Below are 25,270 nucleotides of genomic sequence, written 5' to 3'. Positions count from 1 at the left end.
GGGCCGGGAATCACGCCGTCGCCGCGTCCGTCGTCGGCGGGGACAACTGGCGGGCCAGCCAGGTCGGTACGCCGCCCAGCAGTTTCAGCAGGCGGCGGGCCTCCTCGCGCAGGCGGGACGCCTCCGGGTCCGTCTCCGTCTCGGCCAGGGACACCAGGGCCGGCGCCGTGCCGACGAGGTAGCCGAGTTCCTCCCGGATCCGCAGGGACTCCGCGAAACCGTGCCGTGCCTCGGCCAACTCCTTCTCCCGCAGGGCGAGTCCGGCCAGGTGGCGCCAGGTGGAGGAGAGCAGCAGCGGGTCGGCGCAGGCGGTCGCGCCCGCGTGGGCGCGGCGGTAGGCGGCGCGGGCGGCCTGCGGCGAGCCGGTCAGGTTCTCGGCGATCAGCCCGCGCCGGAAGTCCAGCAGGGCCCGCACCGGCGCCCCCGGCGGGATCAGCGCCGCCGCCCGCCCCAGCGCGGAGCGCGCCTCGTCCGCCCGGTCGCGCACGGCGTGCAGCGTGGCCGAGTACGCGAGGTACCCGCGCTCGCACGCGGCGGCGCCGCGCTCCTCGTCGGTGTGGGCCAGCGCCTCGGCCGTGCGCAGCGCGTCCTCGGCCTCCTCCCAGCCCGCCTCGGTGTACAGGCAGCGTTCCACCAGCAGCGCGGCCCGCTGGAGCGCGGCGGGTGCGGTGGCCGCCGGCAGCAGGGCCGCCGCGTCGGCCCAGCACGCGCGCGAGCGCAGCCGCCATACCGCGGTCTGGAGTGGATCGTCACCTGCGGTCGTCCCGTTACCAGACATGGCGGTATGCGCCACGTTGTCCTCCCCGAGCACGCCGTCGAGCCTTGAGTGGTGGCGGCATCTCAGCACGAATCCCGTGGCCTGGCCAAGAGGGTGGGTGAAAGAATTCACAAAGTGTCGCACGGGCGGCGGCGCCCGGCCCCCTCCGCTCTCACCCGTTCTGACCTCAGCTCATGCGCAACGCCAGGAAGAAGTCCAGCTTGTCTTCCAGGCGTGAAAGATCCCGCCCCGTCAACTGCTCGATGCGCCCCACCCGGTAGCGCAACGTGTTGACGTGCAGGTGCAGCCGGGTGGCGCAGCGCGTCCAGGAGCCGTCGCAGTCGAGGAACGCCTCCAGGGTGGGGATCAGCTCGGCGCGGTGCCGCCGGTCGTACTCCCGCAGCGGGTCCAGCAGCCGCGCGGTGAAGGCGCGGCGCACGTCGTCCGGCACGAAGGGGAGCAGCAGGACATGCGACGCCAGCTCCTGGTGGCCGGCCGCGCACACGCTGCCCGGTCGGGCCGCCGCGACCCGCCGGGCGTGCCGCGCCTCCTCCAGGGCGCCGCGCAGCCCCTCCGCGGAGTGCACGGCCGCGCTGACGCCGAGGGTGAGCCGCCCGTCCTCGCCCAGACCGGCGGCCAGCGGGTCCCGGACGGCCGCCAGGAGCGCGTCGGCGAGTATTCCGGACTGCGAGGCCAGGGCCCCGGCCTGCGAAGCGAGCGCCCCGGACTGCGAGGCGAGGATCCCGGACCGCGCGTCCTCGTGGCCGCCGGCGACGGCGGGAAGCGGCACCAGCGCGATCGCCTCGCCGCCCGCATGGGCGACGGCGATGCGGTCGGAGGGCCCGGGACCCGTGCTGAGCGGGTCCACCAGGATCTCCTCCAGGAGCGACTGGGCGACCAGACCGGGGCCGTACCGCCCGCCGTCCCCCTCGTTCCGCGCTTCCCGCTCGTCCCGCGTCTGTCGTTCCGCCCGGTCTGCCCGGTCTTCCCGTCCTGCGCGGTCCGCCCGTTCCTCCCGGTCCAGCCCGCCGTCCCGGTCCTCCCACTCGACGCGGGCCACGACCACCTGCCAGTGCGGCGCGACGCCCACCCCCGGGAGCAGCACGGGAGCGGCGACCCTCAGACGCGCCGCGACCTCGGCGGGCGGCGCCCCCGTCTGCACCAGCTCCAGCACCTCCTGAGCGAGGCGGCGGCGCACGGTGCGGGCGGCGTCCCGCCGGTCCCGCTCGACCGCGATGAGCTGCGTGACGCCGTGCAGCAGATCCAGCCGCTCCTCCGGCCAGTCGCCCGCGTCCGTCTCGACCGCCAGCAGCCAGTCCGACAGCACCGCCTCGCGCGGGTCCGGCGCAGCCTGCGGGGCGCGCTCCGCCGCGCCGAGGCCCGAGCGGTGCGTACCGCCGCGGACGGGGAACAGCGAGTACGTCGTGCCGTCCAGCTCGACCCGGTGCGGACCGCGCCGCCCGCTCCGGGCGGCCGCCAGGTGCTCGGCCACGAGGCGGACGCACAGGTCCGCGGGCAGCGCCGGACCGCCGACCTTCGGCCCTGCGATCAGCCGTCCGGCCGGGGACAGCAGCCAGGCCCGCAGGTCCAGGTCGGAGCCGAGCAGGTCGAGGACCACGTCCGGGCCGCCGCCGGCCGGTCCGGAGGTCATCATCCGGCGGTGCCGGTCCACCACGGCCGCCAGATCGCCGGCCCGCTCGCCCGAGACCTGCCGCACCACGTGCTCGGTGACGGTCGCGAACGCCACCGACTCGTTGACCGCGAACAGCGGCAGCCGGTGCCGGGCGCAGGCCAGGACGAGATCCTCGGGCACGTCGCCCAGCTCGGCCTCTCCGGCGGCGAGCGCGGCGACGCCCGCCCGCACCAGGATGCGCACGAACGGCTCGGAGTCGGCGGCGTCCCGGCGCCAGGCCAGACCCGTCAGCACCAGCTCGCCGCCGGACAGGTAGCGGCTGGGATCGCGCAGGTCGGTGGTCATCACGCCGCGGACGGCGCGGTCCAGCTCCTGCTCGCCGCCGAGCAGTTTCAGGCCCAGCGCATCGGTGTCCAGCAGTGCGCGCAGCCGCATGTCTCGTCGCCGCCGTTCTGTGTCTCGAAAACCTCGAAAACTACGATGGAAAGGTCGGCCGGAGCCGGTCGCAGGCGCCTCCGCCCCGCGGATCGGCCCGCCCGCCGGGCGGACGGACCGCTTCCGCCGTCGGCGCGCCCGCCGTCTCCGGAGAGACCGGAGCTGGGACCCTGGGACCCGGAGGAACCGCAGGCGCCGCGCGGACCGTCAAAAGACCCACAGGCGCCAGGCGCCAGGCACCGGACGCAGGCGCCGGACGCCGGAGAGCCCGAGAAAACCCGCGGACCCAGAGACACCAGAGCACCCAGAGGAACCCGAGAAGAGAACCGACCACCTTCCTTCATATGAATCTACAAGATGGGTGCCGTGGCCAGCCAAACCCTTCGTGGTTTCGGTGACTGACCCCGCTGGAGCAGTGGCGGTGTACTGGTTTCATTTCGCGTGCACACCACAGGTACGAGCCTGGCCCGCCGCACACGGATCGGCTCGGTCCGGACGGTCCACGAGACGAGGAAGAGAGCCGGCCATGGACTTCCTTCGCCCCGCCACCTGGGAGGAGGCGCTCGCCGCGAAGGCCGAGCACCCCACCGCGGTGCCGATCGCGGGCGGCACCGACGTGATGGTGGAGATCAACTTCGACCACCGCAGGCCCGATTGCCTGCTCGACCTCAACCGCGTCCGCGAGCTGGAGGAATGGGAGGTCGGCGAGGAGAGCGTGCGGCTGGGCGCCTCGGTGCCCTACGCCAGGATCATGGACTGCCTGCGCGCCGAGCTGCCGGGCCTCGCGCTCGCCTCGCACACGGTGGCCTCCCCGCAGATCCGCAACCGCGGCGGCGTCGGCGGCAACCTCGGCACCGCCTCCCCGGCCGGAGACGCCCACCCGGCCCTGCTCGCCGCGGGCGCGGAGGTGGAGGCCGTGTCCGTGCGCGGCGCCCGGCTCATCCCCATCGACGCGTTCTACACCGGCGTCAAGCGCAACGCGCTCGCCCCGGACGAGCTGATCCGCGCCGTGCACGTGAAGAAGGCGGACGGCCCGCAGCAGTACGCCAAGGTCGGCACCCGCAACGCCATGGTGATCGCGGTGTGCGCCTTCGGCCTCGCCCTGCACCCCCGCACGCGCACCGTGCGCACCGGCATCGGCTCGGCCGCACCCACCCCCGTACGCGCCCAGACCGCCGAGGAGTTCCTGAACGCGGCCCTGGAGGAGGGCGGCTTCTGGGACAACGGCAAGACCGTCACCCCCTCCGTCGCCCGGGAGTTCGCCGACCTGTGCGCCGCGGCCTGCAACCCGATCGACGACGTCCGGGGCACCGCGCACTACCGCCGGCACGCGATCGGCGTGCTGGCCCGCCGGACGCTGACCTGGACCTGGGAGTCGTACCGCGACGCCCGCCGCACCGGGAAGGGAGCCGCGTGATGCGCGTCCGCTTCACCGTCAACGGACGGCCGCAGGAGGCCGACGACGTCTGGGAGGGCGAGTCGCTGCTCTACGTGTTGCGCGAGCGCCTCGGCCTGCCCGGCTCCAAGAACGCCTGCGAGCAGGGCGAGTGCGGCTCGTGCACCGTGCGCCTGGACGGGGCGCCGGTGTGCTCCTGCCTGGTCGCCGCCGGTCAGGCGGAGGGCCGCGACGTCGTCACCGTCGAGGGGCTCGCGGACTTCGCCCGGCAGCGCGCGCAGGGCGCCGCCGCCGGGAGCGGCGCCTCGCTCGACGAGGCCGGGGGCTGGCGGGCGCATGGCCCGCAGAGCGGGAGCGCCGACTCGTTCACCGGCGAGGGCGCCCGGCTCTCCCCGATCCAGCAGGCGTTCATCGACGCCGGGGCCGTCCAGTGCGGCTTCTGCACCCCCGGCCTGCTGATCGCCGCCGACGAGATGCTGGAGCGCACCCCGAACCCGAGCGACGCCGACATCCGCGAGGCGCTGTCGGGCAACCTGTGCCGCTGCACGGGCTACGAGAAGATCATGGACGCGGTCCGCCTGGCCGCCGCCCGCCAGTCCGAGGGGGCCCGACCATGACCACGGCCAACGGCGCACCCACCAAGATCACCCAGGGCGCGCAGACCCGCGGCGGCATCGGCGAGTCCACGCTCCGCCCGGACGGCACGCTCAAGGTCACCGGAGAGTTCGCGTACTCCTCGGACATGTGGCACGAGGACATGCTCTGGGGCCAGATCCTGCGCTCCCCGGTCGCGCACGCCGAGATCGTCTCGATCGACGTCTCGCAGGCGCTGGCCCTGCCGGGCGTGTACGCCGTCATGACCTACGACGACCTGCCGACGGACGTCCGGACCTACGGCCTGGAGATCCAGGACACGCCCGTCCTCGCGCACGGCCGGGTCCGCCACCACGGCGAGCCCGTCGCCGTCGTCGCCGCCGACCACCCCGAGACCGCCCGCCGCGCCGCCGCCAAGATCCACGTGGAGTACCGGGAGCTGCCGGTCGTCACCGACGAGGCGTCCGCCACCGCGCCGGACGCCGTCCTGATCCACGAGGGCCGCGCCGACCACCACGCCGGGCACGTCCCGCACCCGAACATCGTGCACCGCCAGCCGATCGTCCGCGGCGACGCCGGACAGGCCGCGCGGCGGGCCGACTTCGTCGTCCGGGGCGAGTACGTCTTCGGCATGCAGGACCAGGCGTTCCTCGGCCCCGAGTCCGGCCTCGCCGTGCCCGAGGAGGACGGCGGCGTCCACCTCTACATCGCCACCCAGTGGCTGCACAGCGACCTGCGGCAGATCGCGCCCGTGCTCGGCCTGCCCGAGGACAAGGTCCGCATGACCCTGTCCGGCGTCGGCGGCGCCTTCGGCGGCCGCGAGGACCTGTCCATGCAGATCCACGCCTGCCTGCTGGCGCTGCGCACCGGCAAGCCCGTCAAGATGGTCTACAACCGGTTCGAGTCCTTCTTCGGCCACGTCCACCGCCACCCGGCCCGGCTGACCTACGAGCACGGCGCGACCAGGGACGGCAAGCTCACCCACGTCAAGTGCCGCATCGTGCTGGACGGCGGCGCCTACGCCTCCTCCTCCCCGGCCGTGGTCGGCAACGCCTCCTCGCTGAGCATCGGCCCCTACGCGGTCGACGACGTCGACGTCGAGGCGCTCGCGCTCTACACCAACAACCCGCCCTGCGGGGCGATGCGCGGCTTCGGCGCGGTCCAGGCGTGCTTCGCCTACGAGGCCCAGATGGACAGGCTGGCCGACGCCGTCGGCCTGGACCGGGTGGAGTTCCGGCAGCTCAACGCCATGTCCCAGGGCACGCTCATGCCCACCGGGCAGCCCGTCGACTCCCCGGCCCCGGTCGCCGAACTCCTGCGCCGGGTCAAGGCGATGCCGCTTCCGCCCGAGCGCCAGTGGGAGTCCAGCGAGGGCGCCGACGTGCGGCAGCTCCCCGGCGGCCTGTCCAACGCCACGCACGGCGAGGGCGTCGTCCGCGGGATCGGCTACGCGGTCGGCATCAAGAACGTCGGCTTCTCCGAGGGCTTCGACGACTACTCCACCGCCAGGGTCCGGGTGGAGGCGGTGGCCGGCGTGCCCGTCGCCACCGTGCACACGGCCATGGCGGAGGTCGGCCAGGGCGGCGTCACCGTGCACGCGCAGATCGCCCGCACCGAACTGGGCGTCGCCCAGGTCGCCATCCACCCGGCCGACACCCAGGTGGGCTCGGCCGGTTCGACCTCCGCGTCCCGGCAGACCTACGTCACCGGCGGCGCCGTCAGGAACGCCTGCCGACTCGTCCGCGAACGGGTCCTCGAGATCGGCCGGCGCAAGCTCGGCGCCTCCCACCCGGCCTGGGCCGCCGCCGAACTCCTGCTGGAGGACGGCAAGGTGGTCACCGACGGCGGCGAGGCGCTCGCCGATCTGGCGGACGTGCTGGAGGACGAGGCCGTGGAGATCGAGGCGCCCTGGCGCCACCGGCCCACCGAGCCCTTCGACCGGCGCACCGGACAGGGCAACGGCCACGTCCAGTACTCCTTCGCCGCGCACCGCGCCGTCGTCGAGGTCGACACCGAACTCGGCCTGGTGAAGGTGATCGAGCTGGCCTGCGCCCAGGACGTCGGCAAGGCGCTCAACCCGCTGTCCGTGACCGGCCAGATCCAGGGCGGCACCGTCCAGGGCCTGGGCGTCGCGGTCATGGAGGAGATCGTCGTCGACCCGGTGACGGCGAAGGTGCGCAACCCCTCCTTCACCGACTACCTCATCCCCACCATCCTCGACACGCCGACGATCCCCGTCGACGTGCTCGAACTCGCCGACAGCCACGCCCCGTACGGGCTGCGCGGCGTCGGCGAGGCGCCCACCCTGTCGTCCACCCCGGCCGTCCTCGCGGCGATCCGGGACGCGACCGGACTGGAGCTGGCCCGCACGCCCGTCCGCCCGGAGCACCTCACCGGCACGGCGTGAGCGCCGCTCTGGGCAACCCCGCCCGACGGGACGCCCGAGCGGGGCTCACGCCCTGCGCAGCAGCTTGTTGACGGCCCGTCCGTACGCCTCGCGCGCCGTGCGCTCCAGCACCGGATCGCACACGGACGGCAGGAGGCGGACCCGCAGTTCCTCAAGCCATCGCACGTGCGTGCGGCCCCCCGGGCCCGGCCGGACCTCGATCACGGCCCAGCCGAGCATCACCCGGCCCCGCTTCTCCAGCCGGCACCGGCCCGGCTCGCCGCCGACCGGCGGACGCCACTCGGTGACCTCCATGGGGTCGTCGAAGCCCAGCGGGCCGAGCGCGGTCCGGGCGGTGAACCGGGTGCCCACCCGGGTCGGCCCCGGCGTGTCCATTCTGATCCCGGTCAGCGGGGCCACGTCGGCGTGCCGGGGCCAGTCCGTGAGCCGCCGCCAGACCTCGTCGAGGGGGAGCGGCGCCGTACGTTCGATGAGGAAGTCGACCACAGGAAGATCGTAGGCAACCGGCGGGCCGGAGCGGCGCGTCCCCTCGCGGCTCACCCGCATGGCCCCACCCGGCCGCGCCGACGTCACCCCGACGGCCGCACCCCGGCCGCGCCGACCCCCGCCCCGCCCTCCCCGGCGCCGCCGGAACGGACCCCGGAGCGCACGGCCCAGAAGAACACGGCGAGGGCCAGCACGCCGACGGCGACCGAGTCGTACGGGGCCGGGAGCAGGGCGCTGCCCCCGAACGTGCCGAGCCGGGACAGCGCGGTCAGGGCGGCGAGGTAGACGACCAGCCAGAGGCCGTCCCGCACCTCCGCCGTCAGACCGCGCGCCGTCCCGGGGGCCCGGTGGGCGTCCGGCCGTCGCTGGACGAAGAAGACCAGCAGTCCGCAGAGCACCAGCGGCAGCGCGAGGCGCAGGTCGTGCCACCCGGACCAGTAGACGAACTCGCCGGCCACGACGAAGCTGAGCGGCGCGATCCACCGCAGTCCGGGCGCCCACCCGGCGGTCCCGCCGTCCCGGGACCGGAACACCGCGACCGCGACCGCCGAACTGGCGTAGATCAGCAGGTACATGTCCCCCATCACGCTCACGATGCTCTGCCAGCCGCCGAGCGGGAGCAGGAACACCAGGATCACCGCGAGGTTCACCGCCAGCGCCCGGCGCGGGACGCCGAACCGTTCGTCCACCTTCATGAGGTACCGCGGGAACAGGCCGTTCTTGGCGAGCGCGTAGGTGTGCCGGGCGTCCAGCGCGACGCCGACGTAGGCGGAGCCGCCGGGGGACACCACCGCGTCCGCGTAGAGCAGGCTGGAGAGCCAGTGGAGGTTCAGGACGAGGGCGAGCTGGCCGAACGGAGAGTCGAAGGAGACGCCCCGCCACCCGTGCCCGAGCAGGCGCTCGGGCACGGTGAACAGGAACGCCGTCTGTAGAGCCAGGTACATGGCCACGGCCAGGGCGATGCCGCCGAGGACCGCGACCGGGACGGTGCGGCGAGGGCTGCGGGTCTCGCCGGAGAAGTCCAGCGCCGCCTGGAAGCCGTTGACGGAGTAGACGATGCCGCCGCCGGCCAGGGCGCTCAGGCAGGCCGCGTAGCCGTACGGGGCGAAGCCGCCGTGGCCGGTCAGCCGGCCCGTGTGCCAGCCCGAGGCGATCAGGGCCGCCACGGTGAGCAACGGCACGATGACCTTGAACACCGAGATGAGGGTGTTGAGCCGGGCGAACCACCGCACGGCGAACCAGTTGAACGCGGTCAGGACCGTGCTCAGCGCGGCCGCCGCCGCCAGCCCGGAGGCGGTGAGGGTCCCGCCGTGGTAGAGCCCCGGCAGGTAGTGGGCGGCGTACTGCATGATGGCGCTGATCTCGGCCGCGGTGCCCCCCACGGACAGCAGCGTCGACCAGCCGATGAGCGTGCCGACGAGCCGGCCGCTGGCGAACAGCGGCCACCGCACCGTCGCGCCGCCCTCCGGACGCGACGCGCCCAGCTCGATCATCACCAGGGCGATCAGCCCGCACAGCAGCCCGGCGCCGACCCAGGACAGCAGGGAGGCGGGACCGGCGGTCTGGGCCGCGTACATGGCCGCGAACAGCCAGCCGGAGCCCACGATGTTGGAGAAGCCGATGCCGGTCAGCTCCCAGAAGCCCAGCTCGCGCCGCAGACGGCGCTCCTGCGCCCGCGCGTCCGGGGCTCCGGCGTCCCCGTCGTCCGGCACTGCTCGGTCACCAGCCACGAAAAGCGCTCTCTCCTGTGCTCCGACTGTGCTTCGACGGATCCGCGACGCGTCCGGCTCTCCGCGGGCGCGGGCGCGAGCGCGGGCGCCCGGCCGGTCCGTGCTCCGCGCCCGGCGCCCCGGTCGTGGAGCGTACCCAGCGCACGGCGCCATACGGTCGCGGCACACGCTGCCCACGCACCCGCTACGGCCGGTACACGCTCCCTGCGCACCCGCCAGGGTCGGCACACGCTCCCCGCGCACCCGCTACGGCCGGTACACCTCTCCGGGCTCGGCCTTCCCGGGCGCCAGCAGTTGAGGCACCGTCACGAAGACGTAGCCGCGCTCCTTCAGCGCGTCGACGATGCCGGGCACGGCGGGCACCGTGCCCGGGTAGAGGTCGTGCAGCAGGATGATCCCGTCCCGGGACGCCTGGTCCAGGACGCGCCGGGTGATGAGCGCGGAGTCGCTCGTGGCGTAGTCCTTGGCGGTCACGCTCCACAGCACCTCGGCCAGGCCCTCCTCCTTGGCCGCCTTGCGCACCCTGTCGTCCGTGCGGCCCTGGGGCGGCCGCATCAGCGTCGGCCGGCGCCCGGTCAGCCGTTCTATCGCCTCGTCAGGACGCCGCAGTTCGTCGCGTATCGCGTCCTCGGACAGCCGGGTCAGGATCTTGTGGTCCCAGGTGTGGCTGCCCACCTCGTGGCCCTCGGCCGCCATGCGCTCGACCAGCTCCGGATACCTCTCGATGTGCCGCGCGCCGAGCAGGAAGAAGGTCGCCCGGACCCCTTTGCCGCGAAGCACGTCGAGCAGGGCCGCGGTGTGCTCGCTCGGGCCCGCGTCGAAGGTCAGCGCGATGCACTTGGCCTGACGGCAGTCGACCGGGCCGAACCGGGCCGCCGCGCCGACCGCCTGGGCGCGCGCGGCGCTCGGGGCGGTGCCGTCCCGCTGGCAGCCGCTCAGCGTCAGCGCCAGGCAGGCGGCGGCCGCCACAGCGGCGATCCGCCGCACCCCGGTCCCCGGCCGTGTCGTCTTCTCGGTCGCAGAAAGCATGGCGGGACTGTACGGACGCGGTGCGGACGTCGTGCGCCGTTCGGTCGAATGGATGACCTACGTACACGCGATCGAAATCAATGGCCATGGCGGTCAGGCACGCCGTGTCCGTGAAGTCCGATGTGTGCCGTCACGCCCGCGGGTTACTCAGGCCATCATGCGAGTGAAGGCGAGAGTAAGGAGGGCGCCGTGAGCGGACGCATCTGGCGCCGGGCCCTGGTGACCGGCGGCGCCGGCTTCGTCGGGTCCCACCTGTGCGCGCGGCTGCTCGACGCGGGCACGAGCGTCGTCTGCCTCGACAACCTGGTCACCGGCACGCCCGCCAACGTGGCCGACCTGGAACGGCGCCGGGGCTTCCGCTTCGTCCGCGCCGACGCCACCGACCCCGGCGCCCTGCGCGGCCTGCCCGGCCGGTTCGACCTGGTCCTGCACTTCGCCTGCCCGGCCTCGCCCGCCGACTATCTGCGGCTGCCCCTGGAGACCCTCGACGCCGGCAGCGCCGGGACCCGCAACGCCCTGGAGCGCGCCCGCGCCGACGGCGCCCGCTTCCTGCTCGCCTCCACCTCCGAGGTCTACGGCGACCCGCTGGAGCACCCGCAGCGCGAGGACTACTGGGGCAACGTCAACCCGATCGGCCCGCGCAGCGTCTACGACGAGTCCAAGCGCTTCGCCGAGGCCCTGGTCACCGCGTACCGCGCGACCCACGGCGCCGACACCGCCATCGTCCGCATCTTCAACACCTACGGCCCCCGGATGCGCACCGGCGACGGCCGCGCCGTGCCCACCTTCATCGCACAGGCCCTGGACGGCCTGCCCCTCACGGTCGCCGGGGACGGCGGCCAGACCCGCTCGCTGTGCTACGTCGACGACACGATCGACGGCGTCCTGGCCCTGGCCGCCTCCGCGGAGAGCGGGCCGGTGAACATCGGCGGCGGCGACGAGATCACCGTGCTGGAGCTGGCCGAGCGCATCCTGGACCTCACCGGCTCCGCCTCCCGCGTCCGCTTCGTGCGGCGTCCCGTCGACGACCCCGCCCGGCGCCGCCCCGACACCCGGCTGGCCCGCGAACGCCTGGGCTGGCAGCCGCGGGTGGGCTGGAGCGAGGGACTGGAACGCACCATCGGCTGGTTCGCCGACGCGGTGGCGGCCTGACGCCCGCCCCCCGGCGCCCGTCACCCTGGCGCCCGCCCCCCTCACGCCCGTCCCCTCCGGGCGCCCTCACCCTGGCGCCCGTGTGACGCTCCCGAGAGCCCTCCACGGGCGCAATCTCCCATAGTACGAAACACCCCTTCTTTCCGCTCCTTGTCACCAGTCAGCCGCCTTCGGGAGTTTGAGACAGCCGAGGCGCGGCACCCAGAGCCCCGAAGGGCCCGGCAGCACCGATGTCCGCAGCAGCGAGCAGTCCCCACGCGCCGCACATCCGACGAACGGGACGGAGCCCACCCCATGCGCATCCTTGGTATCAACGCCCTGTTCCACGACCCCGCCGCCGCCCTCGTCGTCGACGGCCGGACGGTCGCGGCCGGGGAGGAGGAGCGCTTCAGCCGCCGCAAGCACGGCAAGCGCCCGGTGCCGTTCTCCGCATGGGAGCTGCCGGAGCTGTCCGCCCGCTGGTGCCTCGAACACGCCGGTCTGCGCCCCGCCGAACTGGACGCCGTCACCTACTCCTTCGACCCGGCCCTGGCCCGGCCCGCCGCCGAGATGGGGCTGTTCGACCCCTGGGACCCGCTCCGCCTGGAATACGCCCGCCGCGCCCCGGAGTTCCTGGCCGACGCGCTGCCCGGACTCGACCCGGCCAAGGTCGTCTTCGTCCCGCACCACCTCGCCCACGCGGCCTCCGCGGGCCCCGCCTCCCCGTACCCGGACAGCGCCGTCCTCGTCCTCGACGGCCGCGGCGAGGCCGCCTCCCACCTCGCCGGACGCTTCCACGACGGCAAGCTCGACACGCTCGCCGCGCAGGCGCTGCCCGACTCCCTCGGCCTGGTCTACGAGGAGGTGACCGACCACCTCGGATTCCTGCGCAGCAGCGACGAGTACAAGGTGATGGCGCTCGCCTCCTACGGCACGCCGCGCTTCCTGCCCCGGCTGCGCCAGTGGATCCACCCCGTCGGCGACGGCGGCTTCCGCGCCCACGGCGTCGACTGGGGCGCCCTCGCCCCGGCGCGCGACCCCCGCGAGCCGTGGACCCGGGACCACGCCGACCTCGCCGCCAGTTGCCAGGCCGCGCTGGAGGAGGTGCTGCTCGAACTCGTGCACTGGCTGCACCGCGAGGCGGGCGGCGAGGCGCTGACCATGGCCGGCGGCGTCGCGCTCAACTGCGTCGCCAACTCCACGATCGCCGCGCGGGGCCCGTACCGGCACATGTGGGTGCAGCCCGCCGCGGGCGACGCCGGGACCGCGCTCGGCGGCGCCCTGTACCTGGCCATGAGCGAGGGCGCCGTCCCCGAACCGCTGCCGGGCGCCGACCTGGGCCGCGGCTGGAGCGACGACGAACTGCGCGCCCGGCTGGAGGAGGCCGGCGTCCCCTACGAGCGGCCCGAGGACATCGCCGAGGCGGTCGCGGAGGAACTGGCCCGCGACGGCATTGTGGCGTGGTTCCAGGGGCGCAGCGAGTACGGCCCGCGCGCTCTCGGCCACCGCTCCCTGCTCGCCCACCCGGGACGGGTGCGGAACCTGGAGCGGCTCAACCGGGTCAAGGGCCGCGAGGAGTTCCGGCCCGTCGCGCCCATGGTGCTCGCCGAGCGCGCGCACGAGCTGTTCGACGGACCGCTGCCCAGCCCGTACATGCTGTTCGTGCACGACGTCCGCCCCGACTGGCGCGACCGCGTCCCCGCCGTGGTGCACGTCGACGGCACCGCCCGCGTCCAGACCGTCGACGCACGGCAGGAACCGCTGGTGGCCCGCATGCTGCGCGGCTTCGAACGGCGCACCGGGCTGCCCGCCGTCGTCAACACCAGCCTCAACACCGCCGGGCGGCCCATGGTCGACGACCCGCGCGACGCGCTGGAGTGCTTCGGCGCCGCCCCCGTCGACCTGCTGGCGATCGGCCCGTACGCGGTGCGCCGGACGAAGGCGTACGCGTGAGGCCCGCCCGCGGCCTGACCGTCGGCCGCCGCACCGCCGGGCCGCCCTACGCCGTGGTGATCCCCACCCTGGCCCGGGACACGCTCGCCGACTGCCTGGCCGCGCTCGCCGCCGCCAACGGCCCCCAGCCGGAGGAGATCGTGCTCGTCGACGACCGCCCCGACCCCGAACCGGACGGCCTGCTGCACGCGTTGAGCGTCCTCGGCGACCTGCGGGAGCGCACCGCCGTGCTCTCCAGCGGCGGCCGGGGTCCGGCCGCCGCCCGCAACACCGGGCTGCGCGCGGTCACCGCGCCCTGGGTGGCGTTCCTCGACGACGACGTCCAGGTCGGCCCGCACTGGTGCGACCAACTGGTGCAGGACCTGGCCGAGGCGAGCCCGGACACCGCGGCCGTCCAGGGCGTCATCGCGGTGCCGCTGCCCGGCGAACGGCGCCCCACCGACTGGGAGCGCGGCGCCGCGCTGCTCGCCCAGGCCCGCTGGATCACCGCCGACATGGCCTACCGCGCCGAGGCCCTTCAGCGGGTCGGCGGCTTCGACGAGCGCTTCCGGCGCGCCTTCCGCGAGGACGCCGACCTGGCGCTGCGCGTCCTGGACGCCGGGTGGCGCATCGGCCAGGGCCGCCGCACCACCCGCCACCCCGTGCGCCGGGCCGACCGCTGGGTGTCCCTGCGCGCCCAGCGCGGCAACGCCGACGACGCGCTGATGCTGCGTCTGCACGGTCCGGACTGGCGCCGCAGGGCGGTGGCCCCGCGCGGCCGGATCCTCTCCCACCTCGCCGTCACCGGCGCGGGCGCGGCCGCCGTCGCGCTCGCCGCGGCCGGGCGGCGGCGGGCCGCGGCCGTCGCCGCGCTCGGCTGGGCGGCGGGCACCGCCGAGTTCGCCTGGAGCCGGATCGCGCCCGGTCCGCGCACCGGGCAGGAGGTGGCCACCATGGTCGCCACCAGCGTCCTCATCCCGCCCGCCGCCGCCTGGCACCGGCTCAGCGGGCTGTGGCGGCACCGGTCGGCCCCCGCCTGGCAGGCGGCGGGCCGGTGAACCGCCCCGCGCCCCGGATCCGCGCCGTGCTGTTCGACCGCGACGGCACCCTCGTCGAGGACGTCCCCCACAACGGCGACCCCGACCGGGTCCGCCCGGTCCCGTGCGCCCGCCGCGCGGTGGATCTGCTGCGCGCGCACGGGGTCGGCGCCGGGGTGGTCACCAACCAGTCCGGCGTGGCCCGCGGGCTGATCTCCGCCGCGGACGTCCGCCGCGTCAACGCGCGCGTCGAGTCGCTGCTCGGGCCGTTCGACGTGTGGGCCGTCTGCCCGCACGGCCCCGGCGACGGCTGCGGCTGCCGCAAGCCGCGGCCGGGACTGGTCCTGCGCGCGGCCGCGGAGCTGGGCGCCGAGCCCGCCGAGGTGGTCGTCGTCGGCGACATCGGCGGCGACCTGGAGGCCGCCCGGCGTGCGGGCGCCCACGGCATCCTCGTCCCCACCCCGGTCACCCGGCCCGAGGAGACGGCCGCCGCCGAGCATGTCGCCCCCGACCTGCTGACCGCGGTCAGAGCCGTGCTCGCCGGGCCGCCCTGGCGCCGCATCCTCGACGGCGCACGCCCGCCGGCGGGCGCGCGCCGTCGACCCGCCGCGCCCGCCGCCCTCGAATCCGCCGCCCTCGGATCGGCCGTCCTCGGCTCCGCCGCTCTCGAATCGGCCGCTCTCGAATCCGCCGCTCTCGAATCCGTCGCTCCAGAATCGGCCGCCCTCGAATCCGCCGCTCTCGAATCCGCCGCTCTCGAATCCGTCACTCCAAAATCGGCCGCCCTCCACACCGCCGCCCTCGCCCGCGCCGGGCGCCCCGTCGAGCCCGCCGCCGAGGGCGCCCGGCCGCTCGCCCGGAGGCCCCGATGAAGGCGCTCGTCGCCCGCCTGGACAGCTTCGGCGACGTCCTGCTCGCCGGGCCCGCCGTCCGCGCCGTCGCCGCCCGCGCCCAGCGGGTCACCCTGCTGTGCGGGCCGCGCGGCGAGCCCGCGGCGCGGCTGCTGCCCGGCGTCGACGAGATCCTCGTGTGGGACGCCCCCTGGAGCGGGTACGACCCGCCGCCCGTGGACCGCGCCGGGATCGACGAGCTGGTGACCGCCGTCGACGCCGACACCGCCCTCGTCCTCACCTCCTTCCACCAGTCCCCGCTGCCCGCCGCGCTGCTGCTCCGCCTGGCCGGGGTGGCGCGCATCGCCGCGGACAGCGCCGACTACCCCGGCTCCCTGCTCGACGTGCGCCACCGCCGCGCCCCGCACGCCCACGAGGCCGAGGCCGCCCTCGACCTCGCCGAGGCCGCCGGGTTCCCGCGCCCGGACGACACGCGGCTGCGCGTGCTGCCTCCGCCGGACACCGCCGCCCTGACCGGCCCCGGACCGTACGTCGTCCTGCACCCGGGGGCCAGCGTCCCGGCCCGCGCCTGGAGCCCGCGGCGGTGCGCCCAGGCCGTACGGGAGCTGACCGCGGCCGGGCACCGGGTCGTCGTCACCGGCGGCCGCGGCGAGAAGGACCTCACCGCGTACGCGTCCGGCGGCCGCGGACTCGACCTCGGCGGCCGCACCGGCGCCGCGGAACTCTCCGGCGTCCTCGCGGGCGCCCGCGCCGTCGTCGCCGGCAACACCGGTCCCGCTCATCTCGCCGCCGCCGTCGGCGCCCCCGTCGTCTCCCTGTTCGCACCGGTCGTGCCGGCCGAGCGCTGGCGCCCCTGGGGCGTGCCGTACGTGCTGCTCGGCGACCAGGACGCCCCCTGCGCCGGCAGCCGCGCCCGCGCCTGCCCGGCGCCCGGCCACCCCTGCCTGGAGTCGGTGAGCGCGCACGACGTGCTCGCCGCCGTGGAGAAGGTGATGAAGACGTGAGGATCCTCATCTGGCACGTGCACGGCTCCTGGACCACCGCGTTCGTCCAGGGCCCGCACACCTACGCGGTCCCCGTCACCCCCGGCCGCGGACCCGACGGCCTGGGCCGCGCCCGCACCTTCGACTGGCCCGCGTCGGTGATCGAACTTCCGCCGGAGCGGCTGCGCGACGCGGACATCGACCTCGTCGTGCTGCAACGCCCGCACGAGCACGCCCTCGTGGAGCAGTGGCTGGGACGCCGTCCGCCCATGGTCTACCTGGAGCACAACGCCCCGGGCGGCGACGTGCCCGGCACCCGGCACCCGGTCGCCGACCTCCCCGGCGACGTGCCGCTCGTGCACGTCACCCACTTCAACCGGCTGATGTGGGACGCCGGGAGCGCGCGGACCGCCGTCATCGAGCACGGCATCGCGGACCCCGGACCCCTGTGGACCGGCGAGCTGCCGCACGCGGCCGTCGTCGTCAACGAGCCGATCCGGCGCGGCCGCACCACCGGCACGGACCTGCTGCCCGTGTTCGCCGGCGCGGCCCCGCTGGACGTCTTCGGCATGCGGACCGACGGCCTCGCCGGCCACCTCGGGCTGCCCCCCGCACGCTGCCGCACCCGTGAACTCGTCCAGCGCGACCTGCACCGGGAGATGGCCCGGCGCCGCCTCTACCTGCACCCCGTGCGCTGGACCTCCCTCGGCCTGTCCCTGCTGGAGGCGATGCACCTCGGCATGCCCGTGGTCGCCCTGGCCACCACCGAGGTCGCCGAGGCGGTGCCCCCGGGCGCCGGGGCGGTCTCCAACCGGATCGACGTACTCACCGACGCCGTACGGGACTTCGTCGCCGACCCGCTGTACGCCCGCTCGGCCGGCGCGGCGGCGCGCGCCGCCGCTCTCGCCCGCTACGGGCTCACCCGCTTCCTGGACGACTGGGAGCGGCTGCTGAAGGAGGTCACGCGATGAGGATCGCCATGGTGTCCGAGCACGCGAGTCCGCTCGCCGCGCTCGGCGGGGTCGACGCCGGCGGCCAGAACGTGTACGTCGCCCGCCTCAGCGAGGAGCTGGCGCGCCGCGGACACGACGTCACCGTCTACACGCGGCGCGACGACACCGCGCTGCCCGACCGGGTGCCGCTGCCCGGCGGCGCCGTCGTCGAGCACGTGACGGCCGGGCCGCCCCGCGCCGTGCCCAAGGACGCCCTGTTCGCCCACATGCCCGCGTTCGGCGACTACCTGGCGCGGGTCTGGCGCCGGCAGCGGCCCGAAGTGGTGCACGCCCACTTCTGGATGTCCGGCATGGCCTCCCTGCGCGGCGCCGGACCGCACGGCATCCCGGTCGTCCAGACGTTCCACGCCCTCGGCAGCGTGAAGCGCCGCCACCAGGGCCCGCAGGACACCAGCCCGCCCGAGCGCATCGGCATCGAACGGCAGATCGGCCATGGCTGCGCACGCGTCCTGGCCACCTGCACCGACGAGGTGTACGAACTCGCCGCCCTCGGCGTCTCCCCGCGCCGGGTGTCCGTCGTCCCGTGCGGCGTCGACGCCGACCGCTTCCACCCCGGCGCCGATCCCGCCGCCGCCCCCGGGCCGGTCCGCTCCCGGCGGCACCGGCTGCTCTCCTGCGGACGGCTGGTCCGGCGCAAGGGCTACGACGAGGCGATCCGCGCCCTCGCCCTGGTCCCGAACGCCGAACTCCTCGTCGCCGGCGGCCCGCCGCCCGAACTGCTGCACACCGAGCCCGAGGCCGAACGGCTGCGCGACGTCGCCGCCGAGGCGGGCGTGGCCGACCGGGTGCGGCTGCTCGGCGCCGTGGAGCCCGCCCGGATGCCCGCGCTGATCCGCGCGGCCGACCTGGTGCTGTGCACCCCCGCCTACGAGCCGTTCGGGATCGTCCCGCTGGAGGCGATGGCGTGCGCGGTGCCGGTGGTCGCCACCGACGTGGGCGGCCACCGCGACTCGGTGGCCGACGGGCGCACCGGCCGGCTCGTCGCCGCGGGCTACCCCGACGCCGTCGCCGCCGCCGTCCGCGACCTGCTCGGCAGCGAGCGCACCCGCCGCCGGTACGGCGCCGCCGGACGGGAACGCGTCCTCGTCCGCTTCACCTGGCGGCGCGTCGCGGACGGCGTGGAACAGGTCTACCGCCGGGTCGCGTCCGCCCGCGCGGTCGGCTCCGAGGTGGCGTGATGCGCCGCCGGTTCCAAGGGGGCGTGATGCGCCGCCCGCCCCAGCCCCGCCCGAAGTCAGACCCGGAGGCGACGACATGACCACCAGGACACCGGACGTCGCCGGTCACTGCGACGAACTCCTCCTCGCCCTCGGACGGTTCCGCTCCTCGGCGCACGTCACCCAGCGGTGGGGCGGGCGGCTCGCCGCCGTCCTCGGCGGCGGCGGACGGCTGCTCGCCGCGGGCAACGGCGGCAGCGCCGCCCAGGCCCAGCACCTCACCGCCGAACTGGTCGGCCGCTACCGCGAGGACCGCCCCCCGTACTCCGCCATCGCCCTGCACGCCGACACCTCCAGCACCACCGCCATCGCCAACGACTACGGCGTGGACGAGGTGTTCGCCCGCCAGGTGCGCGCCCACGGCCGCCCCGGCGACGTGCTGGTGCTGCTGTCCACCAGCGGCGCCAGCGCCAACCTGCTCTCCGCGGCCGACGCGGGCCGCGCCGCCGGCCTGCGCGTGTGGGCGCTGACCGGACCGGCCCCCAACCCGCTCAGCGCGGGCAGCGACGAGGCGCTGTGCGTGGACGGCGCCTCCACGGCCACCGTGCAGGAACTGCACCTCGTCGCCGTGCACATGGTCTGCGCGGCGTTCGACGCGGCCCTCGAACGGACCGGGAGGTGACATGGCGGCCCCAGCGCCCCTGGTGGTGGTCGGCGACGCGCTGCTCGACCGCGACCTCACCGGACACGCGGACCGGCTCGCGCCCGACGCGCCCGTCCCGGTCGTCGCCGACTGCGACGAGCGGCTGCGCCCGGGAGGCGCCGCCCTCGCGGCGTACCTCGCCGCCCGGGACGGCCGCGACGTCACCCTGATCACCGGCCTGGACGACGGCCCGGCCGGCCGCGCGCTGCGCGGGCTCCTCGACTCCTGGCTGCGGACGGTCGCGCTGCCGCTGGACGGCGCCGTGCCGGAGAAGACCCGCGTGCTGGCCGGGGACCGCCCGGTGGTCCGTCTGGACCGCGGCGACGGGCGGGTCCGCGCGGCCACCGCCGAGGCCCGCGCGGCGCTCGCCGCCGCGGGCGCCGTTCTCGTGTCCGACTACGGCCGGGGCGCGGCGGACGCCCTGCGCGCCGAGCTGGGCGCGCGCCCGCCGGTGGTGTGGGACCCGCACCCGCGCGGCGGCCCGCCCGTGCCCGGGACCCGCCTCGCCGCCCCGGCCCGCGCGGAGGCCCACGCCTTCGCCGCCGCGCTGCCCGGCGCGGCCGACGGCCCGAAGCAGTCCCCCGGGGACACCGGCGCGGCCGCGCACGGTCTGCCGGGCGCGGCCGCCGGGCACGTCGCGGGCCAGGCGCTGCGCGCCGTCGCCTGTCAGGCGGCCGCTCTCGTACGGCACTGGCGGGTCGCGGCCGTCGCGGTCACCCTCGGGCCGGGCGGCGCGCTGCTGTCCTACGGCGAGCACCCGCTGCTGGTGCCTGTCACCGCGGCCCGGCACGGCGATCCGTGCGGCGCGGGCGACCGCTTCGCCGCCACCGCCGCCGGACTGCTCGCCGACGGCGCGCTGGTGGAGGAGGCCGTCGAGGGCGCCGTCGCCGCGGCGACCGCCTACGTGGCGGCCGGGGGAGCGGGCGGCCTCCTCGCCCCCGGCCAGGCAGCCGCCCCGGCCAGGGGCGAGAGTCCCGAGGACGTCGTCGCCCGGGTCCGCGCCGCCGGGGGCGCCGTCGTCGCGGCGGGCGGCTGCTTCGACCTGCTGCACGCCGGGCACGTGGGCCTGCTCCAGGCCGCCCGCGGCATCGGCGACTGCCTGGTGGTGTGCGTCAACTCCGACGCCTCCGTACGGCGCCGCAAGGGCGGCGGCCGGCCGGTCAACCCGCTCGCCGACCGCCTTCGCGTGCTGCGCGCCCTGGCCTGCGTCGACGCCGTCGCCGTCTTCGACGAGGACACCCCCGAGCGCCTGCTGGCCGCACTGCGCCCCGACGTCTGGGTCAAGGGCGGCGACTACGCGGGCGCCGAACTGCCCGAAGCGGCGCTGCTGGAGGAGTGGGGCGGCCAGGCCGTCCTGCTCCCGTACCTCGACGGCCGCTCCTCCTCGGCTCTGCTGGCCCGAGCGGCGGAGGAGGCCCGGTGACCGGCGCCGCGCCGCGGCTGCTGGCGCTGCGGGCCCTCGGCCTGGGCGACCTGCTGGCCGGGGCGCCGGCCCTGCGGGGGCTGCGGCGCGGGTTCCCCGGGCACGAGATCGTGCTCGCCGCGCCCGCCTGGCTCGGTCCGGCGGCGGTGGCGACGGGCGCCGTCGACCGGCTCCTGCCCGCGTCCGCCCCGGACCGCTCCGTACCGGCGGCTCTTGACTGGACCGGGCCGCCCCCGGACGTCGCCGTCGACCTGCACGGCAACGGGCCGCTCAGTCACCGGCTCCTGGACGGCCTGGCGCCGGGTCAGCTCTTCGCCTTCGCGCACCCCGACACGCCCGACCTCAAGGGACCGCGATGGCAGGCCGACGAGCACGAACGCGACCGCTGGTGCCGGCTGCTGCGCTGGTACGGCGTCGGCGCCGACCCCGCGGACCTCCGGCTGCCCCGGCCCGCCGAGCCGTCCCCGGCGCCCGGCGCGGTGGTCCTGCACCCGGGCGCCGGATCGCCCGCCCGCTGCTGGCCGGTCGACCGGTTCGCGGCGCTCGCGCAGGCCCTCGCCGCCCGCGGCTGCCGCGTCATCGCCACCGGGGGAGCGGACGAGGACGGCCTCCTGGCGGCGCTCGCCGCGGCCGCCGCCCTGCCCGCCCGCGACGTCTTCGGCGGCGGGCTGCCCTTCGACCGGCTCTCGGCCCTGGTCGCGGGGGCCCGCGCCGTCGTCAGCGGCGACACCGGCATCGCGCATCTCGCCGTCGCCCACGCCACCCCCTCGGTCACCCTGTGCGGGCCGGTCCCGCCCAGCCGCTGGGGACCGCCCCCGGACGACCCCCGGCACCTCGCCCTGTGGCACGGACCCGAGGGCGACCCGCACGGCCGCCGCCCGGACCCCGCGCTGCTGCGGATCGACGTCCCGGAGGTCGTGGACGCCTTCGACTCGCTCCCCGAGCCGCGGCACTGACGGGCCCCCGAGAGCGACGGGGCCCCGAGCCGCCGCACGGACGACGACACACCGCCGAGAGCCGCATGCCCGACCGCACGCGCGCCGGAGGCGACCCGTGACGACCGTGACGACCGGCCCGCCGCACGCGACGACCCGCCCGCCCGCAGAGCGCGACCCACCCGCCAGGCCCGTCAGCCCACCCGGCCCGACAGCCGCCCCGCCCGACAGCCGAAGACCCCCGACAGTCAACGACCCCCGACAGCCACAGACCCCGGGCGGCGACGACCCCGGGCAGCGACGACAAGGACGGCCAGCCCATGGAACACCCACCCGTCGGCGTGGTCATCGCCACCCGCAACCGCGCTCCCGCCCTCGCCGCCACCCTCGGGAACCTGCTCGCCCTCCCCGAACGGCCGGAGATCGTCGTCGTCGACAACGCCTCCACCGACGACACCCGCGCCCTGCTCGCCCGTGACTTCCCGCAGGTCCGCGTGCTCGCCCTGCCCGTCAACTTCGGCGCCCCGGCCCGCACCCACGGCGTGCGCGCCCTGCACACCCCCTACGCGGCCTTCAGCGACGACGACTCCTGGTGGGCGCCGGGCGCGCTGGCGGAAGCCGTCCGCCTCCTAGCGCGCCACCCACGGCTCGGCCTGCTCGCCGCCCGCGTCCTGGTCGGCCCGGCGCAGGAACCCGATCCGCTGAACGAGGTGCTCGCCCACTCCCCGCTCGGTCGCGCCACCGACCTGCCGGGAACCCAGGTCCTCGGCTTCCTCGCCTGCGCCTCGGTGGTCCGCCGCACCGCCTATCTGGACGCCGGCGGCTTCCACCCCCTGCTGTTCCTCGGCGGCGAGGAGACCCTGCTCGCCTACGACCTCGCCGCGCGCGGCTGGGGCGTCGTCCACTGCCCCGACGTGACCGCCCACCACCACCCGGCGCCGGACCCGCGCACCGGCCGCCCGGCGATCCAGCGCCGCAACGAGCTGCTCACCCAGTGGCTGCGCCGCCCCCTGCCGCGCGCCCTCGCACGCACCCGGGCGCTCGCCGCCGAGGCTTGCCACGACCCCGTCGCCCGCCTCGCGCTGCGCGACACGCTCGCCCGGCTGCCGACCGCCCTGCGCGCCCGCCGACCGCTGCCCCCGTACGTCGAGCGCGCCGCCCGGCTGCTCGACACGCGGCCGGACCCGCCCGCGGCGCCCGGCGCGGCCCCGGTTCCGGGCGCGGGCCTGGGGGCCGGAGGCGCCCCGTGACCGATCCCCGCACCACCGTCGTGGTCATCACCCACAACCGGCGCCCCGAACTCCTGCGCACCCTCGGCCACCTCGCCGCCCTGCCCGAGCGGCCCGAGGTGATCGTCACCGACAACGGCTCCACCGACGGCACCTCCGCCGCCGTGAGCCGCTGTCATCCGGGCGTACGGCTGCTGCGGCCGGGCCGCAACCTCGGCGCCGTCGGCCGCAACCTGGCCGTGCGCCATGTCCGCACGCCCTACGTGGCGTTCTGCGACGACGACTCGTGGTGGGCGCCCGGCGCCCTGTCCGGCGCCGCCGACCTCCTGGACCGGCACGCCGGGCTCGTCGCCGTCACCGCGCGCATCGTCGTCGAACCGGACGGCGCCGAGGACCCGATCGTCGAGGAGCTGCGCAACTCGCCGGTCCCCGGCCCGCGGTGGCTGCCCGGTCCCGCGCTCGGCTCGTTCCTCGCCGCGGCGACCGTGCTGCGCACGGACGCCTTCCGGCGCGCGGGCGGCTTCCACCCGAAGCTGTGGCTGGGCGGCGAGGAGGAGCTGCTCGCCGCCGACCTGGCCGCCGACGGGTGGTGGCTGACGTACGCCGAGCACCTGATGGTCCATCACTATCCGTCCACCACACGTGACTCCACGCGACGCCGGAGGGGCGGCATCCGCAACACCCTGTGGTTCACCTGGCTGCGCCGCCCGGTCCGGCCCGCGCTGCGCCGCACCCTCCACCTGGCGCGGACCGTGCCCCGGGACACAACGTCCCTGGGCGCCTTCGCCGAGGCGCTGGCCGCGCTGCCGTGGGTGCTGCGCGACCGGCGCGTCCTGCCGCCCGAGGTGGAGGCCCGGTTCCGCCTCCTGGAGGACAGCCAGCGTCGCTCGAAAGCCCGCCGCTACACGGGGTGAGGGGGAGGGGCGGCGGCGCGCGGTGGGCGCCGCCGCGTCTGGTGGTCTGGTGGGCGTCCCCGCGTCCGGTGGGCGTCCCGCGTCTGACGGGCGCCTGCACTTCGGACGGGCGTCCCCGCGACTCGCGTCTCGTCCGGCCCGCGGCTCGCCGAGCGTCTCGTGCTCGGCGTGGCGTTCAGACGGCGCGTGAGCGCCCGCACAGCAGGCGCAGCACGGTGTAGAGCGTCGGCGGCAACACCAGCGCGAACGCCCAGATGACCCCGGGCGCGGAGGTGGCGATCCCCGAGCCGAGGAGGGCGGCGGAGACGGCCAGCAGGATCAGGGCCGTCCACGGCCGGGGCGCGTAGGCCGCCAGGTCGCGGGCCAGGGCCGGGAAACGGGGAACGCGGCGCGACGAGCGGAGCCGTCTGGCGAGCCTGCGGTCGCGGTTGAGGGCGCGCTCGATCTCGTCGAGGATGCGTTGTTCGTGTTCGGGAAGTCGGCTTGTCGACACTGTTGCTCCTACGGGGGACCGAGCTGCCTGCCGGGTCTCGTCCCGGGTGCCCTGGGCGCTCCCGGATTAATCGGCGGCGGCGACCGCAGCAGGGCTGCCAGGCGTTCGGCGCCGTCGGGTCCGCCGCCCGCCGCGAACCGTGCGGCCAGCAGCCGCGCGGCGGGCCGACCCGAGGTCAGGCACCAGTGCCACCAGCGGTCCAGCGCGTGCGCGTCCAGTCGCTCGGCGGGCACGAGCGCGGGCCAGCCGCAGGCGCGGGCCTGCGCGGTCACCTTCGCGCCGCCCGCGACCGGGTCCACGGCCAGCGCCGGAGTTCCGGCGCGCAGGGCGAGCACCAAGCCGTGCAGCCGGTCGGTCACCACCAGGTCCAGCCGGGCCAGCACGGATTCGAGCTGCCCCGGGGTGGCGCACAGCCGCCAGTCGCGGGTGTCGAGCCGGGTCTCCAGCTCCAGGCGGGCGCAGTCCTTGCCGTGCAGCCAGGAGGTCGCCCGGCGGGCGACCTCCTCGTGCCGCCGGGCCCGCCCGTACTCGTGCTGCCCGTGCGTCAGGACCACGCCGACCACCGGCCGCGCGGGCACGGCCGGGGCGCCGGCCGCCAGGTCGGGCACGGGAGCGGCGGCGGGCGCGTCGCGGGCGAGCACGTGGTGGAATCCGGCGGCCGCCGGACTGCCGGAGTCGATCACGGACGTGCCCACGGCGACTCGCACGCAGTGCGCGAACCGGCGGTGCAGGTCCTCGATCTGCGGTCCGTGCAGCGGCCCGCACACGAACACCAGCCGCCCGTAGCGCCGTGGTTCCACCGCGTCCAGATGCAGGGCGGCGGGCCGGAATCCGGGGCTCCAGGCGACGTCGTAGGGCATCGGGACCCGGCGCAGCACGTCCTCGACCCGGTGCAGCGCCAGCACGTCCCCGGCGGTCGCCTCCCCGTCGGGGAAGGTGAACCACCCGGTCAGCAGGGTCCGCGGCTCGTCCCGTTCCGCATGCACAGTGCGCCCCGGGTGC

Annotated in this window: 21 protein-coding genes and 1 pseudogene; 15 read left to right on the top strand and 7 right to left on the bottom strand. The window is 76.2% G+C overall.

Annotated features, from left to right (window positions below; translation table 11 throughout):
* Nucleotides 1–10: 10 nt before the first annotated feature.
* Both ABZ861_RS19330 and ABZ861_RS19325 read right to left on the bottom strand, forming a co-directional pair.
* A complete protein-coding gene (locus ABZ861_RS19330) occupies nucleotides 11–778 on the bottom strand; it encodes a hypothetical protein (protein WP_361631610.1) in 768 nt (255 codons plus the stop codon).
* A 166-nt stretch (nucleotides 779–944) separates the two neighbouring features.
* Entirely contained in the window at nucleotides 945–2,825 is a 1,881-nt protein-coding gene (locus tag ABZ861_RS19325) for a PucR family transcriptional regulator ligand-binding domain-containing protein (RefSeq protein WP_361631608.1), read from the bottom strand.
* A 526-nt stretch (nucleotides 2,826–3,351) separates the two neighbouring features.
* On the opposite strand from ABZ861_RS19325, the gene ABZ861_RS19320 reads away from it, so the two are divergent.
* Genes ABZ861_RS19320 through ABZ861_RS19310 form a run of 3 tightly spaced genes read left to right on the top strand, consistent with a single transcriptional unit; the run spans nucleotide 3,352 to nucleotide 7,222 of the window.
* Nucleotides 3,352–4,242 carry an FAD binding domain-containing protein gene (locus ABZ861_RS19320; RefSeq protein ID WP_361631606.1) on the top strand — a complete coding sequence of 297 codons (891 nt, stop codon included), beginning with the start codon at nucleotides 3,352–3,354 and terminating at the stop codon, nucleotides 4,240–4,242.
* Nucleotides 4,242–4,838 (top strand): (2Fe-2S)-binding protein, encoded by a 597-nt coding sequence (locus tag ABZ861_RS19315; RefSeq protein ID WP_361631604.1) that lies wholly within the window; start codon nucleotides 4,242–4,244, stop codon nucleotides 4,836–4,838. The genes ABZ861_RS19320 and ABZ861_RS19315 overlap by 1 nt, the downstream gene beginning before the upstream one ends.
* Nucleotides 4,835–7,222, top strand: a complete 2,388-nt coding sequence (locus ABZ861_RS19310; RefSeq protein WP_361631602.1) for a molybdopterin cofactor-binding domain-containing protein — start codon at nucleotides 4,835–4,837, stop codon at nucleotides 7,220–7,222. The genes ABZ861_RS19315 and ABZ861_RS19310 overlap by 4 nt, the downstream gene beginning before the upstream one ends.
* Before the next feature lie 45 nt (nucleotides 7,223–7,267).
* Here the strand turns inward: ABZ861_RS19310 and ABZ861_RS19305 are convergent, their stop codons facing one another.
* The 3 genes from ABZ861_RS19305 to ABZ861_RS19295 all read right to left on the bottom strand — a co-directional run bounded on the left by ABZ861_RS19305 (nucleotide 7,268) and on the right by ABZ861_RS19295 (nucleotide 10,467).
* Entirely contained in the window at nucleotides 7,268–7,708 is a 441-nt protein-coding gene (locus tag ABZ861_RS19305) for an SRPBCC family protein (RefSeq protein ID WP_361631600.1), read from the bottom strand.
* Nucleotides 7,709–7,791: 83 nt separating this feature from the next.
* Nucleotides 7,792–9,366, bottom strand: a complete 1,575-nt coding sequence (locus ABZ861_RS19300; protein WP_361631817.1) for an APC family permease — start codon at nucleotides 9,364–9,366, stop codon at nucleotides 7,792–7,794.
* Nucleotides 9,367–9,684: 318 nt separating this feature from the next.
* Nucleotides 9,685–10,467 carry a polysaccharide deacetylase family protein gene (locus tag ABZ861_RS19295; protein WP_361631598.1) on the bottom strand — a complete coding sequence of 261 codons (783 nt, stop codon included), beginning with the start codon at nucleotides 10,465–10,467 and terminating at the stop codon, nucleotides 9,685–9,687.
* A 189-nt stretch (nucleotides 10,468–10,656) separates the two neighbouring features.
* Between ABZ861_RS19295 and ABZ861_RS19290 the strand changes: the two genes are divergently transcribed.
* From ABZ861_RS19290 to ABZ861_RS19235, 12 genes and pseudogenes are all read left to right on the top strand, one after another.
* On the top strand, nucleotides 10,657–11,619 hold the full coding sequence (locus ABZ861_RS19290) for a UDP-glucuronic acid decarboxylase family protein (protein WP_361631596.1): 963 nt from the start codon (nucleotides 10,657–10,659) through the stop codon (nucleotides 11,617–11,619).
* Nucleotides 11,620–11,913: 294 nt separating this feature from the next.
* Nucleotides 11,914–13,551 carry a carbamoyltransferase C-terminal domain-containing protein gene (locus tag ABZ861_RS19285; protein ID WP_361631594.1) on the top strand — a complete coding sequence of 546 codons (1,638 nt, stop codon included), beginning with the start codon at nucleotides 11,914–11,916 and terminating at the stop codon, nucleotides 13,549–13,551.
* A complete protein-coding gene (locus tag ABZ861_RS19280; RefSeq protein WP_361631592.1) occupies nucleotides 13,548–14,588 on the top strand; it encodes a glycosyltransferase in 1,041 nt (346 codons plus the stop codon). The genes ABZ861_RS19285 and ABZ861_RS19280 overlap by 4 nt, the downstream gene beginning before the upstream one ends.
* Nucleotides 14,567–15,112 (top strand): annotated as a pseudogene (locus ABZ861_RS19275) (HAD family hydrolase); the annotation flags it as partial. The gene ABZ861_RS19280 and the pseudogene ABZ861_RS19275, both read left to right, overlap by 22 nt.
* A 323-nt stretch (nucleotides 15,113–15,435) precedes the next feature.
* Entirely contained in the window at nucleotides 15,436–16,422 is a 987-nt protein-coding gene (locus ABZ861_RS19270; protein WP_361631590.1) for a glycosyltransferase family 9 protein, read from the top strand.
* A complete protein-coding gene (locus tag ABZ861_RS19265) occupies nucleotides 16,419–17,372 on the top strand; it encodes a glycosyltransferase (protein WP_361631588.1) in 954 nt (317 codons plus the stop codon). Before ABZ861_RS19270 ends, ABZ861_RS19265 begins: the two co-directional genes overlap by 4 nt.
* Complete coding sequence (locus tag ABZ861_RS19260; RefSeq protein ID WP_361631586.1) at nucleotides 17,369–18,592, top strand: glycosyltransferase; 1,224 nt, start codon at nucleotides 17,369–17,371, stop codon at nucleotides 18,590–18,592. The genes ABZ861_RS19265 and ABZ861_RS19260 overlap by 4 nt, the downstream gene beginning before the upstream one ends.
* 76 nt (nucleotides 18,593–18,668) lie before the next feature.
* A complete protein-coding gene (locus tag ABZ861_RS19255; protein WP_361631584.1) occupies nucleotides 18,669–19,253 on the top strand; it encodes an SIS domain-containing protein in 585 nt (194 codons plus the stop codon).
* 1 nt (nucleotide 19,254) lies between these two features.
* Nucleotides 19,255–20,697, top strand: coding sequence for a D-glycero-beta-D-manno-heptose 1-phosphate adenylyltransferase (rfaE2, locus tag ABZ861_RS19250; protein WP_361631582.1), 1,443 nt, complete (start codon nucleotides 19,255–19,257; stop codon nucleotides 20,695–20,697).
* On the top strand, nucleotides 20,694–21,653 hold the full coding sequence (locus ABZ861_RS19245; protein WP_361631580.1) for a glycosyltransferase family 9 protein: 960 nt from the start codon (nucleotides 20,694–20,696) through the stop codon (nucleotides 21,651–21,653). Before rfaE2 ends, ABZ861_RS19245 begins: the two co-directional genes overlap by 4 nt.
* 299 nt (nucleotides 21,654–21,952) lie before the next feature.
* Nucleotides 21,953–22,882, top strand: a complete 930-nt coding sequence (locus ABZ861_RS19240; RefSeq protein ID WP_361631578.1) for a glycosyltransferase — start codon at nucleotides 21,953–21,955, stop codon at nucleotides 22,880–22,882.
* Nucleotides 22,879–23,775: a glycosyltransferase gene (locus ABZ861_RS19235; RefSeq protein ID WP_361631577.1), complete on the top strand. Its 897-nt coding sequence runs from the start codon at nucleotides 22,879–22,881 to the stop codon at nucleotides 23,773–23,775. Before ABZ861_RS19240 ends, ABZ861_RS19235 begins: the two co-directional genes overlap by 4 nt.
* 175 nt (nucleotides 23,776–23,950) lie before the next feature.
* Here ABZ861_RS19235 and ABZ861_RS19230 read toward each other — a convergent pair whose 3' ends face one another.
* Nucleotides 23,951–24,268 (bottom strand): DUF3040 domain-containing protein, encoded by a 318-nt coding sequence (locus tag ABZ861_RS19230; protein ID WP_361631575.1) that lies wholly within the window; start codon nucleotides 24,266–24,268, stop codon nucleotides 23,951–23,953.
* A gap of 8 nt (nucleotides 24,269–24,276) precedes the next feature.
* Entirely contained in the window at nucleotides 24,277–25,254 is a 978-nt protein-coding gene (locus tag ABZ861_RS19225; protein ID WP_361631573.1) for a polysaccharide pyruvyl transferase family protein, read from the bottom strand.
* Nucleotides 25,255–25,270: the final 16 nt, after the last annotated feature.

This window comes from Streptomyces sp. NPDC046985, assembly GCF_040644415.1.
Lineage (GTDB): Bacteria > Actinomycetota > Actinomycetes > Streptomycetales > Streptomycetaceae > Streptomyces.
This window is presented reverse-complemented; position numbering and strand designations above follow the sequence as displayed.